Annotated in this window: 16 protein-coding genes; 8 read left to right on the forward strand and 8 right to left on the reverse strand. The window is 41.4% G+C overall.

The genetic code is table 11. From position 1 onward, the window contains the following. Window positions 1–151: 151 nt before the first annotated feature. The 4 genes from ACK4EX_RS08375 to ACK4EX_RS08390 form a co-directional block, all read right to left on the reverse strand. The gene (locus ACK4EX_RS08375) at window positions 152–673 is read right to left on the reverse strand and encodes a DUF2452 domain-containing protein (protein WP_409771701.1); all 522 of its coding nucleotides are present in this window, start codon (window positions 671–673) and stop codon (window positions 152–154) included. Then, window positions 621–2,045 (reverse strand): Asp-tRNA(Asn)/Glu-tRNA(Gln) amidotransferase subunit GatA, encoded by a 1,425-nt coding sequence (gene gatA / locus ACK4EX_RS08380; protein ID WP_409771703.1) that lies wholly within the window; start codon window positions 2,043–2,045, stop codon window positions 621–623. The genes ACK4EX_RS08375 and gatA overlap by 53 nt, the downstream gene beginning before the upstream one ends. Window positions 2,046–2,078: 33 nt before the next feature. After that, window positions 2,079–2,261: a twin-arginine translocase TatA/TatE family subunit gene (locus ACK4EX_RS08385; RefSeq protein ID WP_409771705.1), complete on the reverse strand. Its 183-nt coding sequence runs from the start codon at window positions 2,259–2,261 to the stop codon at window positions 2,079–2,081. 366 nt (window positions 2,262–2,627) lie between these two features. Continuing rightward, window positions 2,628–3,503, reverse strand: a complete 876-nt coding sequence (locus ACK4EX_RS08390) for a cupin-like domain-containing protein (RefSeq protein ID WP_409771708.1) — start codon at window positions 3,501–3,503, stop codon at window positions 2,628–2,630. Window positions 3,504–3,832: 329 nt separating this feature from the next. Here ACK4EX_RS08390 and pafA point away from each other — a divergent pair, with 329 nt between their 5' ends. From pafA to ACK4EX_RS08415, 5 genes are all read left to right on the forward strand, one after another. Beyond that, window positions 3,833–5,455, forward strand: a complete 1,623-nt coding sequence (pafA, locus tag ACK4EX_RS08395; protein ID WP_409771711.1) for an alkaline phosphatase PafA — start codon at window positions 3,833–3,835, stop codon at window positions 5,453–5,455. A gap of 52 nt (window positions 5,456–5,507) precedes the next feature. Continuing rightward, window positions 5,508–7,853 carry an alpha-amylase family glycosyl hydrolase gene (locus tag ACK4EX_RS08400; RefSeq protein ID WP_409771713.1) on the forward strand — a complete coding sequence of 782 codons (2,346 nt, stop codon included), beginning with the start codon at window positions 5,508–5,510 and terminating at the stop codon, window positions 7,851–7,853. A 135-nt stretch (window positions 7,854–7,988) separates the two neighbouring features. Next, window positions 7,989–8,465 carry a hypothetical protein gene (locus ACK4EX_RS08405; RefSeq protein ID WP_409771715.1) on the forward strand — a complete coding sequence of 159 codons (477 nt, stop codon included), beginning with the start codon at window positions 7,989–7,991 and terminating at the stop codon, window positions 8,463–8,465. After that, window positions 8,465–9,682 (forward strand): hypothetical protein, encoded by a 1,218-nt coding sequence (locus tag ACK4EX_RS08410; protein WP_409771717.1) that lies wholly within the window; start codon window positions 8,465–8,467, stop codon window positions 9,680–9,682. Before ACK4EX_RS08405 ends, ACK4EX_RS08410 begins: the two co-directional genes overlap by 1 nt. A gap of 60 nt (window positions 9,683–9,742) precedes the next feature. Further along, window positions 9,743–9,982 (forward strand): hypothetical protein, encoded by a 240-nt coding sequence (locus ACK4EX_RS08415; RefSeq protein ID WP_409771719.1) that lies wholly within the window; start codon window positions 9,743–9,745, stop codon window positions 9,980–9,982. Between the two features lie 201 nt (window positions 9,983–10,183). Here ACK4EX_RS08415 and ACK4EX_RS08420 read toward each other — a convergent pair whose 3' ends face one another. Both ACK4EX_RS08420 and ACK4EX_RS08425 read right to left on the reverse strand, forming a co-directional pair. Beyond that, the gene (locus ACK4EX_RS08420) at window positions 10,184–10,663 is read right to left on the reverse strand and encodes a type II toxin-antitoxin system VapC family toxin (RefSeq protein ID WP_409771722.1); all 480 of its coding nucleotides are present in this window, start codon (window positions 10,661–10,663) and stop codon (window positions 10,184–10,186) included. A gap of 264 nt (window positions 10,664–10,927) precedes the next feature. Beyond that, window positions 10,928–11,056, reverse strand: a complete 129-nt coding sequence (locus ACK4EX_RS08425) for a hypothetical protein (RefSeq protein WP_409771725.1) — start codon at window positions 11,054–11,056, stop codon at window positions 10,928–10,930. A gap of 28 nt (window positions 11,057–11,084) precedes the next feature. Between ACK4EX_RS08425 and ACK4EX_RS08430 the strand changes: the two genes are divergently transcribed. After that, window positions 11,085–11,384, forward strand: coding sequence for a hypothetical protein (locus ACK4EX_RS08430; protein ID WP_409771727.1), 300 nt, complete (start codon window positions 11,085–11,087; stop codon window positions 11,382–11,384). Between the two features lie 56 nt (window positions 11,385–11,440). Here the strand turns inward: ACK4EX_RS08430 and dnaG are convergent, their stop codons facing one another. Both dnaG and ACK4EX_RS08440 read right to left on the reverse strand, forming a co-directional pair. Further along, entirely contained in the window at window positions 11,441–13,378 is a 1,938-nt protein-coding gene (dnaG, locus tag ACK4EX_RS08435; protein ID WP_409771729.1) for a DNA primase, read from the reverse strand. Then, the gene (locus ACK4EX_RS08440; protein ID WP_409771731.1) at window positions 13,375–13,806 is read right to left on the reverse strand and encodes an exosortase F system-associated membrane protein; all 432 of its coding nucleotides are present in this window, start codon (window positions 13,804–13,806) and stop codon (window positions 13,375–13,377) included. The genes dnaG and ACK4EX_RS08440 overlap by 4 nt, the downstream gene beginning before the upstream one ends. A gap of 154 nt (window positions 13,807–13,960) precedes the next feature. Between ACK4EX_RS08440 and ACK4EX_RS08445 the strand changes: the two genes are divergently transcribed. Together ACK4EX_RS08445 and ACK4EX_RS08450 are read left to right on the forward strand one after the other, a co-directional pair. Then, window positions 13,961–14,806, forward strand: coding sequence for a UDP-2,3-diacylglucosamine diphosphatase (locus ACK4EX_RS08445; RefSeq protein WP_409771733.1), 846 nt, complete (start codon window positions 13,961–13,963; stop codon window positions 14,804–14,806). Then, window positions 14,803–15,789: a glycosyltransferase family protein gene (locus tag ACK4EX_RS08450; protein ID WP_409771735.1), complete on the forward strand. Its 987-nt coding sequence runs from the start codon at window positions 14,803–14,805 to the stop codon at window positions 15,787–15,789. The genes ACK4EX_RS08445 and ACK4EX_RS08450 overlap by 4 nt, the downstream gene beginning before the upstream one ends. The last annotated feature ends 237 nt before the right edge of the window (window positions 15,790–16,026 follow it).

A 16,026-nucleotide genomic window follows, 5' to 3' on the forward strand; every position in this document is an offset into this window, starting at 1 on the left:
AACAATTAATTTGTATATAACAGTAATTAATTCTGAATATTTCTGCGTTCCAAAAACAAAAGTGGCTGAAGAGCGCAGCTGCCTGATTTGCACCTAATCTGCTTTTACTTATTTAACCAGGTAAGTACAATTAGATAACAAAGAATAATAATTATTGAACGATCTCCCAGGTGTGGTCTGCTAAGAGCTTTACGCTGTAGACGTAAGTGCCGGGGGCTTTGGAGCGGCCCCATTCTTTTGGCCCGATCATGCTGAGCACATGAGAACCATCAGGCCGCTGGTAGAGATGGTAAATGTGGTTTATTTCCGGACGAAAGCGAATCTCACAACTATAAATGATGCGGGCCAGCTCTTTGCGCTGCTGTATGGCATCGGCCTGACGCATTAGAAGTTCGACTTGTTCTCTGATTTGGGCGAGTTGTAAGTCGGTCTGATGCTCCATGGCTGCTACGGCCCTTCCAATGGTCTTACCTTGATCAATGGGCTTGATCACTGCGCTACCTACGTGGTGAGCATAAGGCAAAGTGGAAGGTTTTTCAGCTACTTTGTCAGCGTCGATAGGATTTTTGATTTCTTCAGCCATGCTTTTTGTAACAGTTGTGAAGATGGATTTGTTGGCTTCAGGTATTAATGCTTCTGAGCTGGATAGCAAGTTCGAATAGCTGGAAGTCATTGTATTTGGGTGCCATGAGTTGGATGCCTATCGGCAGACCGTTTGAATGGTAACCCGCTGGAATGCTCATGGCAGGTATTCCGGTGATGTTTGCCAGCACGGTGAAGATATCTTCAAGGTAAAGTTTGGTCGGGTCATCAAATTTCTTGTCGATGGGAAAGGCAGTTCCTGGTGTGGTAGGAGTTAGTAGAAAATCACAAGAGTCAAAGAGGGCAGTAGTTGTATCAGTTATAAGCCTGCGTGCGCGTTGGGCACGGCCGTAGTAAGCTTCGTAAAAGCCGGAGGAGAGCACAAAGGTGCCGAGCATGATTCGGCGTTTCACCTCAGAGCCAAAGCCTTCAGTACGTGTCAGGATGTACACTTCATCCATGGTCTTGGCATTGGGACTGCGATAGCCGAAGTGCACACCGTCGTAACGGGCGAGATTGCTCGATGCTTCAGCTGTAGCAATGATATAGTATGTAGGTGTAAGATAATCGAGATAGGGCATGTGAACCTCAACTACCGAATGTCCCTGGCTGCGAAGCAGTTCAAGTGTATCGAGAGTCTTTTGGCGAATTTCGGGGTCAAGGCCAGGGTGATTGAGCGTTTCTGCCAAATATCCGATGGTGAATTTTTGTTCAGAATGTAAGGCTTTGCTAAAGGCTTCTACCGGGCGCGAAGAAGAAGTAGAGTCCATGGGATCTTTGCCGGCCATTACTTCCATCAGCAGTGCCATATCTTCGAGGTTTGTGGTCATTGGCCCCACCTGATCGAATGAACTGGCAAAAGCGATCAATCCGTAGCGCGAAAGACGACCATAGGTGGGTTTAAGACCATAAATTCCACAGAAAGCTGCCGGCTGGCGTACGCTGCCACCGGTGTCGCTTCCGAGAGCAGCATGGCAAAGACCTACAGCTACTGCTGCAGCTGACCCACCTGACGATCCGCCCGGCACCATGGCTGAATTGTGTGGATTTTTTACTGGTCCATAGTAAGATGTAGTATTGGACGAGCCCATGGCAAACTCATCCATGTTGAGCCGGCCGATGATGATAGCATCTTCTTTAATCAGTCGCTCTACAACAGTAGCAGTATAAAGGCTTTCAAAACCATCTAAAATTTTTGAGCCAGCCGAAACACGATGATCTTTTAAACAAAGGTTGTCTTTAATGCCTATGATCATGCCCGCGAGCTTGCCAGCTGTACCGTAGCGCAATTTTTGGTCGATCACTGTGGCGCGCTCACGAGCCTCGCCATAGAAGATTTCCACAAAAGCATTATGGGTGTCTTTTTCAATGCGTTCGATATAGTGATTTACAGCTTCCAGACAGGTAAATTCTCCTGCTTTAAGAGCTGATTGCCATTCACGCAGGTTGGTGTATTTCATCATGCCAAAAAGTGCATTTTTGGGCTGAATTGCTTTTTACTTAGTGTCGTCCTTTTTTTCGGGATCTTTCATAGCATCCTTAAACTCTCTAACGCCAGATCCGAGACCGCGCATGAGTTCAGGAATTTTTTTTCCACCAAAGAGCAACAGAACAATTACAACGATTAAGACAATCTGCCATGGACCTACCATGCCAAGGAATATGGAGAGAAAATTCATTTTTGCTGAATATTCGATTTGTTTGCAAAGGTATGAAGGAATACCATCTGCATAGTGACATAAAAATTCAACTATTAAGATTTTAAAAACTGATTGAGCAATCGCGAATATAAAATAAATGAGTTGTAGGAACAAGAAATGTTTTTACGTCAATCCCTTAAACTTAATGAAATATACAATAAGATCACACTTCTTTGGGCAATATTACTTGTAAAGCTGATTGATTTTTTTTTTAGAAAAGAATTGTTCGAATTCGAACTATTTTTTGAAAAATAGCATAAAAGGAGCTTTAATCGATTTATGTGATTAAAGCTCCTTTTTGACAACAATTGGATTTTATTTTATATGAATAATAAGGCCTTATAATTAAGCAATTTGTAGTTCGCGTTCCTGTACGCGTTCATAGGCTTTTTTTGTTTTGTATTGTATCCAATCCTGGCCAAAAAGTTTGCGCATGGCATTGTCAAAATTTCGCACTACAAAAACATTATTTACTGCTTCTAATAAATTTTTTGGATGTGTCGGAATGCCTCTTAGAGACAACGAAAAACCATTGGTGTTATAAATCATGTAATGCCACCATCCTTCAGGCATGTAGAGCATATCGCCATGCTGAAGGGTAGCTTTGTAGAAGGTTACCTTTTTTAGTGCCGGATATTTTTGAATATCAGGATTTTCAAAATCGATTTCTTCAAGACTTATGGTAGAAAATGGCACATGGTAGAGGTTTGGCGTGTCATCAGGCGCTGCCAATATGGCAGTCTTAGTGCCGACAAAATGATAGTGAAAAATGTTGGCCAGGTCGATATCGTAGTGCATAAACACTTTGGAACCAGCCCCGCCAAAGAAGAGCATGGGAAGGCTTTTAAACAGGCGTACTCCGAGATCTGGATAGATAATATCTTTTTGAAGTTCGGGAATTTCTTTTAAAAAATTGTAAAGAAAAATCCGGTATTCGTTTTTTCCACTGAGCAGATAGTCGATGTATTCGTCGAGTTTCATCCATGCAACCGGTTCATTTACTTTTTTAGAGGCATCTACCGGCTTGTTGTCGTACAAGGGTACTACTTTGTCCCGACCTTTGGATTTGATATATTCAAGATTCCATTTTTCGAATGCCGGCCAGGTACGGGCAGCCCCCCTTACTACGACCGGCCGCTGAGGTTTATAGTATTTCCTTACAAAATCAGTTTTGGTAATATCATTGATGGATTCAATTTCAATAGTTTTTACCAGTTCCATACTTTGTAAAAATTTTTTACAAATTTGCATGACTCAGCGCTCTTAACAAAAAATATACCTTACAAAAAGGATAAATCATTGGTTTACTCAAACTGTCGTTTTTTCAGCTTATCGCCATTTAAAGATTACAGTCTTATTCAACGGGTTGTTAGTTGAAACATATCTATAATTTCATCAAAATTTCACTTCTCAGCAAACATAATTTTAGTATTGATAAGTTCGATTACTTTTTTAAATGTTATGAGCATTATGCTTAGGTTAAAAATTTCCTTGCATTTAGTGATTCCTTGCCGACATTGTGTTTTTTTGTCAGTGAAATAGTCCAAATCATGAGGAAGCTTTTACTACCTGTGGTCTTGTTATGCGATATTGTCGGTGCTCAGCCGAAACTTGTTGTAGGAATCGTGGTGGATCAGATGAAGTACGAATACCTCGAGCGCTTTGAACCCCTTTTCGATGCCAACGGTGGATTCAAACGACTGCTGAGCGAAGGATTCAACTACAGAAATGCGCATTACAACTATTCCCCGACTTATACCGGGCCGGGTCATGCCAGTATATACACCGGTACTACGCCCATGTATCACGGCATAGTGGGCAATGAGTGGTACGACCGCTATCGGCAAAAAAGCGTGTACTGCGCAGAGGATGAGACTGTAAGAACCGTAGGTGATGACAGTCGTGAGGGGCTGATGTCATGCCGTCCGCTGCTGGCCAGCACCATCACCGATGAGTTGAAGCTCCAGAGTGCACGCAGTAAGGTTATAGGTATTTCCGTAAAAGATCGCGGCTCCATCTTTCCTGCTGGTCACGCAGCAGATGCTGCCTATTGGCTGGCGGATGAAAGTGGCCGTTTTATAACTTCCACCTATTACATGTCATCCCTGCCAAAATGGGTGACCGATTTTAACAGACAGAATCTGGTGGATAAATACCTTTCTCAAAACTGGACAACAGCTCTTCCCTTAAGCGCATATTTGCCGTACACAGAAGCAGATGACTGCTCACACGAGGGCACGTTTACCGGCATGGCAAAGTCTGTATTTCCTTATCCACTGCCCTCTCTGAGACAAAAAGGCGGCAGAAAACTCATCAAGGCCACGCCTTTTGGAAATTCGATCATCTTCGACTTCGCAAAGGAAGCGATCAGGCACGAAAAACTCGGCCAACGCGCTGAAACGGATTTTCTGGCCATCAGTTTTTCCAGTCCTGACTATATCGGCCATATGTTTGGCCCGCGCAGTGTAGAGGTGGCCGATAATTATGTAAGGCTCGACAGAGAATTAGGAGAATTTTTAGATTATCTGGACAAAACGGTCGGAAAAGGAAACTATCTCATTTTTCTGACTGCCGACCATGCCGTAGCCGATATCCCATCCTATCTGATCGAACGCCGTGTGCCGGCTGGTGGATTCGATTATTCGGTAGTCAATGAGCTTAAAAAGCATCTTTTCGACACGTATGGCGATTCATTGGTTGAAAGGGCGACCAACCTTAACATATACCTTAACCACTCTGCTATACAATCGCGAAAGCTCGATTATCAGAAAGTAATGGAATCAGCCAAATATTTCCTTCTGAGCAAAAGCCCCATCGTGCATGTATTTACAGCTCAGGAAATTACTCAATCACACACATTGAATTTCCACCATTTATCTGAAACAGCACGCGGATATTACTACAGGCGCAGTGGCGATATAGTGATGGTACTCGAGCCCGGCTATATCGAAGGAAGTGGAGCGCGTCGTGGTACCACACATGGCTCTATGTATCCTTATGATACCCGAGTGCCGATTGTATTTTACGGCGCAGGTATCAAGGCCGGAAATTCAAGTCGTCGAGTGCACATCACCGACATTGCGCCCACGCTGGCTCTGCTGCTGAAAACTACATTTCCAAATGCCTGTATGGGACATCCTCTGGTGGAAATTACTGATGAACTGACTAAGTAAGTGTTGTAAATACACTTAGTCCGAATATATTTGTTGCGATTTTTACCAAACAATGACCCCCGGAATCCAGAGAATTTCTGCAATTTTTTCGGTTTTTGGACTATTTTTTCTGATTTCGTGCGGCAGAAATACTGATGGCTTTTCAGCCAATGACGATATCCGATACCTTTATCCCTTTACACCGATTAGGCTCTCACCTGATACCACGGTATTTTATTTAGACGATTATTTCCCGGATGAGCAGGTAGATTCCTTTCGCTTTCCCGACCCATTGCAAGTGGTTAACACAAACGAATCAAAGGTTTTCAAATTGGTCGGCAATGCGTCAGCAGCCATAGATGTGGCTACATTTTACACCTCATCCGGCAAATTTGAAATCCCAGTCTATCGGTCTGAAAAAGTACGCTACACATATACCCTGCCCGCATCCATAAATGTAAAACAATCTGTAGCCATCAAGGGAACCTTCAACAGCTGGAATACGCTGGCAAATCCCTTTGAACTTAAGGATGGAGTATATCAGACCACTATTCTGGCAGATCCCGGCACATATGAATATGTGCTCGTAGTAGATGGCCGCGAAATGACCGACCCCGAAAATCCCCAAACTGTGAGCAACGGCATGGGAGGCTTCAATTCTTTGCTAACCATTGAATCCGGTAAAACGGAAAACTGCGGTTATGTAGAAGCCGTGAGCTACCAGGAAGGCATGCTTCGCATTAAAGGCATCAGCCAGGGGCAGAGGGTCATCGCATTTTTTAACAATCAAAAGCTTTCTGACAATTTTATTCATATAAACCCGGAGCATGTGGACATCGTTTTCCCGTTGGCTTCAGTTCGTTTTCCCCGCTCCTGGCTCCGGGTTTTCTCATTTTCGGATGGCTGTCGCAACAATGAAATACTCATCCCATTGGCTGAAGGCCGACCGGTAAGCTCCTACAGCCAGCTCACCCGCAACGACTGGCATGCTACTATCTGGTACTTTCTGATGGTAGACAGGTTTTACAACGGAAATCCAGCCAATGACCAGAAAGTAGTTGACCCGGAAATATTGCCTATTGCCAACTATTTTGGTGGTGATTTAGAAGGCATTCGTCAGAAAGTAGCTGAAGGATATTTCGATTCTCTCGGGGTCAATGCCATCTGGCTTTCGCCCATTACCCAAAATCCTTCAGGCGCGTGGGGACTGTGGGATAAAGGTGGTGTAAAAACCAAATTTTCCGGCTATCACGGCTATTGGCCAATCTCCAATGTACGTGTAGATCACCGATTCGGAACAGCCGAGGAGCTGAATGCCCTGCTTGCCACCGGCAAGAAAAAAGGTTATCGCTTTGTGCTTGACTATGTGGCCAATCACGTACACCAGGAGCACCCTGTTTACCAGAAAAACCCCGATTGGGCTACCTCTCTCTATTTGCCCGACGGCAGCCTCAATACCGAGCGCTGGGACGACCATCGGCTCACCACATGGTTTGATGTATTTATGCCTACGCTCGACCTAACCCGGCCCGAGATTGTAGAACCCATGACCGACTCGGCGCTGGTATGGGTACGCGATTTTGGCTTTGACGGTTTTCGCCACGATGCTACCAAGCACATCGACGAACTCTTCTGGCGCACGCTGACCAGGAAAATCAAGCAGCTGGACCGCGTACGTCATAATGGTGACCGCATCTACCAGATTGGTGAAACTTATGGCAGCCCTGAGCTTATCGCTTCTTACATTTCAAGTGGCATGCTCGATGCGCAATTTGACTTCAACCTCTACGATGCTGCCATTCGATACTTTGCCATAGGAAGTGAAGCGGATCTCGATAAACTACTGACAACCATTCAAACAAGCCTGAAAACCTACGGTATGCATCATCTGATGGGTCACATCACCGGCAATCAGGATCGGCCGCGCTTCATCTCTCTCGCATCTGGCGATGTGCGCTTCGATGAAGACACCAAACTCGCCGGCTATACCCGTCAGATCGGCAAACCTCACAGCGATGCTTATCTGAAGCTGCAAATGCTTACAGCCTTCAACATAGTCTTGCCAGGAATACCCATCCTCTACTACGGAGATGAAATCGGCATGCCGGGCGCCAACGACCCTGACAACCGACGGATGATGAAATTTACAAACTGGGACTCAGACGAAAAATCAACCTTTGTAATTACACGCCGTCTCATTGCCCTTCGCAAGCATCAGTTGCCCTTACTCTACGGCACTACGCGCGTGTATGTCGATGGAGGATTGCTGGTGGTGGAGCGGAATTACTTGGGTAAACGGATAAGAGCTTTTTTCAACAACACCTCATCCCCCAGGCCTATGCCCGATGGAAAGCTGCTTCTGACCAACTCTGCTGACGGCACCTTATCGCCTTATACCTTCGCCATTGCCGAAGTTTAAAAAATCCGACAACTTTGAAAATTGAAATAAACAAACCAGAAGTGAATATTTAATAGAAAATTAGCATATCATTAACTCTCTCTCTCTTTCTTTCTTTCTTTCTTTCTTTGGCTTAGATAATAAAATCTAAGTCCTATGAAAAAAAATGTATTAGTCATGGCTGTTGTGGCACTGTTAACTGTCACCGGCTGTAAGAAGGGTGAGCAAAACCTTACAAAGGAAACAACTTCACCAACTTTTCGCCTAATTGGAGGTGGTGGATATGAATTTGGAACGTTTAATAAGGAGAAATGCGAAGAATCGGGTGGAGATATTAATAAATGTTGTCCTCCTCCTGCTGCAGAATGTTGTAAATGTCCTGTAGATGTACCAGCGAGCCATTATAACATCGTTTTGGATCCCTTAAATGGTAATAATCCATATGAAGTCGCCGAATTTTTTCTCAACAGTGATTGGCAGACCTTCTTTCCACAGCTTATTGGCGAAGATGATCTTCTTAGCGATCTGAGAAACGGATACTACACTTTAGAAAAAACGATTGCGGGAAATAAAGTATATTGTACTTTTCAATCAAATGCAGACAAATTAACTTTAATTATAACATTAATTTGATGAAGAAAACACTAATTTATGTGATAGTAGCAGCCGTTTTTATATCGGCTGCTATTTATTTTTACAATATTATTAATAATAATAGTAAAAATGAAATTATAAGAACAAAACATTTAACTCATTCAAATTATTTATTTCCCAAAAAATTAAATTCGATTTCTCAAGGTGATATTCAAAAATATAAACTATTTGTTGATAAAGATACACTATTAATCTTCGATAAAAATTTAAATTTAATAAATAAAAAGATAATTAAAAGTACTTTTCCATATTACAATTATTTTAATTATCGAATAACTACTATCAACAACAATAAATATTCAAGTGATAGTACAATTGAAATTATTTCATTTAATAAAATTTCTTTTGATTCTTTAATCTATATAACAGAGTTAAATTTGAATTCAGGAGAAGTAATTATAAAACATAAATTTAGTCCTTTTTTCAAATTTAATGAAACTTGCGATTTTATAAATAGGACAGGAATGCGTTATTACAGAATTGATAGTATTTATATATTATGTTTGGGAAAGGAATTGACAGATTGTAACAAATATGTTTATGATATTTCAAAATCAAATTATTTTAAAAGTCCAAATTATGGAATTTTTAAGTTTGACAGCGATAATAATCTAATTTGCATCAATAGAATCGGAGACTTCAGCGAATACAGTGATTTAAAAATAATCTGGCAAATACCTTTTATTTCAATTACTCAAAATAAGGAAATTATTTTATCAAATTATTTTTCAAATAAGATACATATTTATGACATTATGGGTAGAAAAATTAACGAAATAAAAATTAATCATAAAAATTTTAATTTCAAAAAATTTTTAAATTCAGATCTTCTTACCGGAGGGTGTGGAATTAATACTGAAAAATATATATTTATTGAAGATAGTACACTGTCTTTTGGTCCAGTTTATTATTTATCAAAATATAAAATTTATCTTACTTCAATAAAATATCCAAAATCAATTAAAAATGGTATAAGTTCATTCATTTTTTTTGATAATAAAGGAAAAATTCTTTTAGAGATAGAAAATGAAAATATTTATAATAGAAGTTATCATTTTGTAGATGATTATTTAGTGAGAGTGGTTTTAGACATGGAGGATTATGATGAAAATTATCGAAAAATTTCGTTTGTTGACATTGATTTATATGATATAATTCAAAATACATTCAACAAACCCTGGTGGAAGTTTTGGTGAATAGGATTTGGAAATGTCGATAATTGTATCTGTCTTCGCATCACCTCTTGCAAGCATCAGTTGCCCTTACTCTACGGCACTACGCGCGTGTATGTCGATGGAGGATTACTTGTGGTGGAGCGGAATTACTTGGGTAAACGGATAAGAGCTTTTTTCAACAACACCGCATCTCCCAGGCCTATGCCCGATGGAAAGCTGCTTCTGACCAACTCTGCTGACAGCACCTTATCGCCTTATACCTCTTTGCGGCTTGATAAAAGCGCGGGTTATAGATGCGCAATACCGTCGAATTACAGCTGAAGTATAAAAGAAAAACCGCACTTCATATAAGCACATCAGCCCGCAGTTGCACTACAATGCAGTTAAGCACGGGGCATTATTGTCGTTTGTGATTTGCGTTTCTTGAAGTATTCAACGATTTCTTCTTTTGTCATCTTCGATAACTTTTCGCTCAATTTGTCGCGTTGTTGACGCATAAATTTCACAGCGTCAAATGTTTTTTCAGTCGTCTTCATATTTTTCAAATTCTCTCGGTGAACGTATTTCTAATTGTTTGTAACCGTTTTTTATGTTGACATAATTATAACCTCTAATTCTTTCGATGTTTACTATGTGCTTAAAGTTCCAACTTATCAAAAAATCTGCATGATTTATAGTCGCTAAGGCAATGTGTAAGCAGTCAGCAAAACTGGTTCGTCCAACAACTTTTTCATTAATGTATTCAGTCGCCAGGTCAACTGCTTCTTCTGTTATTTCAATAAACTCTGTCAGGTCGGTATTAAGACTTTCTACAAATTGTTTTACTTTTTCAGGCGCGTTTTCAAGTTCTTCCTGAGTTACTGCCGAATATAGTACAATGAATTCTCCCTTTTTGATTCTGTCAAACAGCGGGATAGTGTGTTCTTTGAATTCTTCGTCAAAGTATCCGCCAAAAACAGAAGTGTCTATATAAATTCTTTGTTTCACAATATTTGTAGTCAAATTATTATCAAATTTATGAATTTTAAATGTTATGTCGGTCAGTTTTTGGTCTAGTGATTACATTTTAGTCTAGTGCAAAACTTCGCCATTGCCGAAGTTAATAAAATCCTTTAACTGTGAAAATTGAAATAAACAAACCCGAAGTGAATATTTAATAAATAATTAGCATATCATTAACTCACTCTTTCTTTCTTTCTTTGGCTTAGATAGTAAAATCTAAGTCCCATGAAAAAGAATGTTTTAGTGATGGCTGTCGTGGCCCTGTTAGCCGTCGCCAGCTGTAAAAAATCTCAAAAATGAAGAGAGCGGAATTACTGAGAAGAAACTTCTTAAGCCTTTTTCTTCAGAACTAATTATTCGCACAGCAGATGTTTCATCAGAAAATTCTACCATTTTAGCTTTTATAAGAAAAATAGATATTTTGAAAAATCTCAACGAGTATTCATCAATTCATTATGAAGCAGATAAGAAATTAGGTAAGAGCTTTATTTATGGCAATGCAAAAGATGCTGAAGGTAATATGGTGGTTTTCCGCATTCCGGTCATAGAATCTGACGGATTGATCAATCTGGGCGTTCCGGGTGGTACAGTTGAATCTTGTACAGGAGTAAATTGTGAACGTTGTGAATTTGCTCCTAATGGTGGTTGTATTTGTCTGCGAAGTGGTTCCATAACAGGTGGAGCATCATATTGTAATCACTCTATCTCCAGACCAAGATGACGAAATAGACAATCGATCTTATTATGGGCTTTTGGGTTTAAATCCTTTTAAAAAATTTATCCGACCACTCTTCTCAATCGATTATTGATTTTTCTTCGAAGATTAATTTTTGTAAGGATTTCACGCGATAGGGTTTCGGATTGTTTCTCATCTGCAAGCGAAGAGATGGTTTGGGTAAGTTTTTGAATGTCGCGTTCGAGGTGTAGGTCTTTAAACCGAAGGATGGTCTCAATGGTGTCGATTTCCAGCAAGGCATTGAAATCTGTAACATAAATTCCTCTTGCCACCCAGTTAGGACTGATTTTGTAGCTGATGGATGATAGTTCGGCATATAGAGCAGCCACTTCCTGATGTTTTACAAAGAATGAATGGTCAGGAAATGTATTTAGTTCTCTGAAGTAGTTAAAAATCAAGTTTGCGAGGGCACTGTGCTCGTCGTTCTCAAAGGTTAAGCCATCTTCTTCAAGGCTGTGGTAGATCAGCTCGCCGATGCGTGCTTCGATAAATTCATGGTCTTCAAAAGGGTGTTTGAATCGGTCTTCTTTATTCCCAAAGTTGACCAGAAGCCAGAGAAGCTGGCGTTCGATGGCAAAGAGAGGTGAAATGACTTTTTCCTGAGAGGGAGCTTCTACTTTTTTCAGTTCTGAAGTTCGCTGCCTGACCTTTTGCTCCTTTTGCTGTTGCAGGGCGTTTCGGCTGATGATAGTTTGCAGTTCGGTGGCCAGAATGGTTTGGTCGATGCCGAGTATGTCAGCAGCTTCTTTGAGATAGACCGATTGTTTCAGTTCGCCTTTCATCAGGGCGATGCTTTCGAGCAGTTCGCGTGCTGCCTGAACTTTTTGTATGGGGGTGGCTTCAGGCCCGGTAATGAGTACACGAGCTTTGAAACGGATAAAGTCCTCAAGATGGGATTCGATAAATGCACGAACCTCTACAGGCGAATGCTTGCGGGTGAAGGAATCGGGGTCATCTCCTTCGGGAAAAAGCAGGACTTTTACATCGAAATCTTCTTTGAGAAACATGTCAATTCCCCGCTGAGAAGCGCGAATGCCGGCAGGGTCTCCATCGAACAGAATGCCTACCCTGGAAGTCAGCTGACGGATCAGGCGCACCTGGTCATCGGTGAGGGAGGTTCCACTGGAGGCCACTACATTCTCTATACCGGCCTGATGCAGTGAAATCACATCAGTATAGCCTTCGGCCAGAAAACAAATGTCTTCTCTTCCGATTGCCTTGCGGGCTACATGAAGGCCATAGAGTATTTTACTTTTGTTGTACACCGGGCTTTCCGGTGAGTTGATGTACTTCGCAGCTTTTGCCTGGCTGTTCATGATGCGCCCGGCAAATCCGGCGGTGCGACCTCCGCGGTCAATGATGGGAAAAATGACGCGCTCACGAAAAGCATCGTATAGGTCGCCCTTATCGCCTTTTTTTATCAGGCCCAGGGTGAGCAGGTAGTCGGGATTGTGGCCGGCTCTGCGGGCAGCATCCACCAGAGCAGTTGAGTTTGAAGGGTTGTAACCGAGCTGAAACTTCCGTATGGTGTCGTCAGTAAAGCCGCGCTCCCTAAAGTAGGCCAACCCCACACTTCGCCCCTCTTCGGTGTTCCAAAGTTGCTCTTCAAACCAGCGCCTGGCCCATTCATTGACAATAAAGAGGCTTTCCTCCTGAGTTTTGGCTTCTTTTTCTTCGGGGGTAGGTTCTTTTTCTTCGATTTCGATGCCGTACTTCTTAGCGATGTATCGCAAAGCCTCTACATACGACATTTTTTCATATTCCATCAGAAAGGTGATGGCGTTGCCCCCGATGCCTGATGAAAAGCATTTAAAAATCTGCTTGGCCGGACTTACATAAAACGATGGTGTGCGTTCATTGGTAAAAGGGGAAAGTGCCTTGTAATTGGCACCTGCTTTTTTCAGATGTATGAAGTCGCCAATGACTTCTTCTATCCGCATGGTCTCAAAAATCCGGTCAATGGTCGCCTGACTGATCATCGTGCCGAAATGTTTTTCTGATAATAAAATGCTGGTATCAGCAGCATCATAAAAAAGGGATTAACGACTAGTCGGTGCAAATGGCTCAGAAACCACCTTAACACATCCCAGTACCAAATAACTCCCACCACATAAACGGGCATCATCACCAGGGCTTCAACCAAAAACACAACAAATGCAAAGTTCATATACTTTTTTTCTTCAAATAATGCCCACAGTATGCCTAAGGCCATGGAATCGTTTATAAGAAAACGAGCATATTTAGAAAGAAAAAATTTCCAGGGATCAAAATCAGCGACCTTATCGGAAGCAGCCCCCGTTTCATAAAATCCAGAATAGAACCACTCCTTTTGAAATACATAGACTAATATCAAAACAGTAAGGCAGGCAAAACCAATTAAATAACGTTTTAATGGAAGTGTATTCATTATGGAAAAAGAAAACTAGTGCTAAGGTATTTGAAATCCTTTTCTTGATGAAAGTAAAAGGTTTTCAACATCAAAATATTGATAAAAAAGATTGTTTTTTTCATTGATTAACAATGAGATAATCTGAATTCGTAAAAATTTGCAAAAACATCCCTTGGAAAGGCGCGAACTGAAACTGGTAGTCATCTCCGACACGCATCTGGGCACATATGGTTGCCGGGCAAAGGAACTCCATCGATACCTGAAAAGCATCAAACCCGAAATCCTGATCCTCAACGGCGATATCATCGACATCTGGAATTTTAGAAAAAGCTATTTTCCGGCCTCGCATCTGAAAGTGATCAAGCAGATCATCAGCCTGATGAGCAAGGGGGTACAGGTCTATTACCTCACCGGCAATCACGATGAGATGCTTCGTAAGTTCAGTGAGTTTTCTTTGGGAAATTTTACGCTGGCCGATAAGCTGGTGATTGACCTCGACCGAGGTGAACGTGCCTGGATCTTTCACGGCGATGTATTTGACGCTAGCATACAAAACGCAAAATGGCTTGCCAAACTCGGCGGTTGGGGCTATGACATGCTCATACTCATCAACAGTATGGTGAATTTCATCCTCGAAAAGATGGGAAAAGAAAAATATTCTCTTTCAAAAAAAATAAAAAACAGCGTCAAAAAAGCCGTCAAGTACATTTCAGACTTTGAAAATACAGCAGCAGAGTTGGCCATTGACAATGGAATGAACTATGTGGTATGCGGCCACATTCACCAGCCTCAATACCGTGAAGTATCCAACAAGAGAGGTAAAACCATATATCTCAACTCAGGTGACTGGGTCGAAAATCTGACTTCACTGGAGTACAACCATGGGCAATGGAGCATTTTTAAATTTGACGAACATTTTCAATTTCAGGATGATCCAAATGAAGAACCGGAAACAGATACCCTCGGCGTTGAAAATCTGCTGATGCGCATCGCTGCCTTTCAACCCACTGTGAAATGAAAAAAATTCTATACGCCATTCAGGGTACCGGCAATGGCCATGTATCAAGAGCTTTGGTGGTGGTGCCAATCCTGAAAAAACATTTTGATGTAGATATACTCATCAGTGGTCGTCAGTCGAATCTTCATCTTCCCTTTGAAGTACACTACCGATATGACGGAGTGAGCTTTGTGTATGACAAGGCCGGAGGCCTCAGTTATTCAAAAACGCTCTTTCACAACAATCTTGCGAAGGCCTTCAAAGAAATTAAGAGCCTTCCGGTGAAGAATTATGATCTTGTGATCAGCGACTTTGAGCCCATAAGTGCATTTTCGGCTCTACTGCATAAGGTACCTTCACTTGCCTTTAGCCATCAGGCAGCTTTTCTGAGCAAAAAAGTACCACGACCTAAGCGAAAGAGCCGGGTTGGCGAGTTTGTATTAAAAAAATATGCACCGTGCAGACACGCACTTGGAATCCATTTTCAGCGCTATGAATCTTGGATTATTCCCCCCATTTTAAGGCCTGAAATTCTGAATGCCACTCCCACAGACGATGGGGATTACGTCGTGTACTTGCCGGCATTTGGCGATTCTCAACTGGTCAGAGTGCTGGGCAAATCAGACGCGCGGTTTACCGTTTTTTCAAAGTTTTCAACCTTTACCTATAAAAGAAACAACGTAACCATCATTCCAGCTGATGCAAAAGAGTTTACAAAAAGACTCATTAGCTGCAAAGGGGTGATTACGGGTGCCGGTTTTGAAACACCGGCAGAAGCTCTGTATCTGGGCAAAAAACTTCTGTGCATACCCATCAAAGGCCAGTACGAGCAGTATTGTAATGCTGCTGCCTTGAGCGATATGGGTGTACATGTAGCTGAAAAACTGAGTGTTTCAATAATAAATCATTGGATTTCAACATCTTCAAGCTTTGCTCTTACGTTGAAAAATGATCTAAAACAACTGCCTTATAAAGTTCCGGAATTGATAAATCAATTTATTTGATTAATTGGTTTAACGTTACAAAAGATGCTTTTAAAAAAGCAAAATATAAATTTATGCACTCAATCGACCATTTTCAATGAAAATTTTTCAAAAAGCAGCAGAAGTCATATTGCATAATTAAATTATTGTGTTCTTTTGTAACGATGATTAAGATGTGGCGAAATACATATACTTATAAACACATGGGCATGATTAATTGCCCATTGAAGTATGTATGGCGCCCGTCGAATGATCCTA

Origin of the sequence: Thermaurantimonas sp. (assembly GCF_046299575.1) — a bacterium.
In the GTDB taxonomy this organism is placed as follows: domain Bacteria; phylum Bacteroidota; class Bacteroidia; order Flavobacteriales; family Schleiferiaceae; genus Thermaurantimonas.

What these genes read in the sequence shown, in the direction of transcription:
- ACK4EX_RS08375 (WP_409771701.1), bottom strand. Translation starts at nt 673, where the DNA reads ATGACTTCCAGCTATTCGAACTTGCTATCCAGCTCAGAAGCATTAATA.
- gatA (WP_409771703.1), bottom strand. Translation starts at nt 2,045, where the DNA reads ATGATGAAATACACCAACCTGCGTGAATGGCAATCAGCTCTTAAAGCA.
- ACK4EX_RS08385 (WP_409771705.1), bottom strand. Translation starts at nt 2,261, where the DNA reads ATGAATTTTCTCTCCATATTCCTTGGCATGGTAGGTCCATGGCAGATT.
- ACK4EX_RS08390 (WP_409771708.1), bottom strand. Translation starts at nt 3,503, where the DNA reads ATGGAACTGGTAAAAACTATTGAAATTGAATCCATCAATGATATTACC.
- pafA (WP_409771711.1), top strand. Translation starts at nt 3,833, where the DNA reads ATGAGGAAGCTTTTACTACCTGTGGTCTTGTTATGCGATATTGTCGGT.
- ACK4EX_RS08400 (WP_409771713.1), top strand. Translation starts at nt 5,508, where the DNA reads ATGACCCCCGGAATCCAGAGAATTTCTGCAATTTTTTCGGTTTTTGGA.
- ACK4EX_RS08405 (WP_409771715.1), top strand. Translation starts at nt 7,989, where the DNA reads ATGAAAAAAAATGTATTAGTCATGGCTGTTGTGGCACTGTTAACTGTC.
- ACK4EX_RS08410 (WP_409771717.1), top strand. Translation starts at nt 8,465, where the DNA reads ATGAAGAAAACACTAATTTATGTGATAGTAGCAGCCGTTTTTATATCG.
- ACK4EX_RS08425 (WP_409771725.1), bottom strand. Translation starts at nt 11,056, where the DNA reads ATGGTAGAATTTTCTGATGAAACATCTGCTGTGCGAATAATTAGTTCT.
- dnaG (WP_409771729.1), bottom strand. Translation starts at nt 13,378, where the DNA reads ATGATCAGTCAGGCGACCATTGACCGGATTTTTGAGACCATGCGGATA.
- ACK4EX_RS08440 (WP_409771731.1), bottom strand. Translation starts at nt 13,806, where the DNA reads ATGAATACACTTCCATTAAAACGTTATTTAATTGGTTTTGCCTGCCTT.
- ACK4EX_RS08450 (WP_409771735.1), top strand. Translation starts at nt 14,803, where the DNA reads ATGAAAAAAATTCTATACGCCATTCAGGGTACCGGCAATGGCCATGTA.